1 protein-coding gene is annotated in these 563 nt (G+C 69.1%); it reads right to left on the minus strand.

Features of this window, described 5'->3' with window-relative positions; genetic code table 11:
* Positions 1-23 precede the first annotated feature (23 nt).
* The gene (locus CCN44_RS42910) at positions 24-494 is read right to left on the minus strand and encodes a hypothetical protein (RefSeq protein ID WP_059246903.1); all 471 of its coding nucleotides are present in this window, start codon (positions 492-494) and stop codon (positions 24-26) included.
* Between the last annotated feature and the right edge of the window lie 69 nt (positions 495-563).

Genomic DNA, 563 nt, shown 5'->3' on the forward strand with positions numbered 1-563 from the left:
TCGCGGCCGGACCGGGCGGGCGGTCAGAGGTTGTAGCGCTCGATCTTCAGCACCCAGTTCTGGACGCCGCCCGAGTCCGCGTTGCTCACACGCAGCTTCACCTGCGCGTTGACCTGGCGGACCGCGAATTCGGGCTCGAAGCGGGCCACGCGGATGAAGGTGTGGCTGGACCACTCCGGGTTGCCGCGGGCGGTGACGTAACGGTGGTTGTTGCTGAGCGGTTCGGCCTGCTCGTCGCCGAAGAAGACGGTCGCGGCCAGCAGGCCCTGCCCGTCGCCGCCCTGGTCGGAGGAGAGCGCCTCGGCCGAGAAGGTGGCCACGAAGATCGCGCCGTACGAGGGCGCCCCCTGTCCCAGGCGGAGGTCGATCGACGCGCCCGGCAGCGCGGTCCATGCGGTGCTGGTGGTCTCGAAGCGCTCGGTGTCCCACTGCGCGTAGGTGATGTTCGGGGCGCTGGTGATGCGGAAGGACGAGTCCTGCGTCGGCGTGCTCATACGGAGCTCCTTGTCGGTGGGCGATGTCTGGACGAAACCGGAGTTCCAACTGCGCGGAGTGCGACCGGA

The sequence above is a fragment of the Streptomyces tricolor genome (assembly GCF_002155905.1).
Classification (GTDB): Bacteria; Actinomycetota; Actinomycetes; order Streptomycetales; family Streptomycetaceae; genus Streptomyces; species Streptomyces tricolor.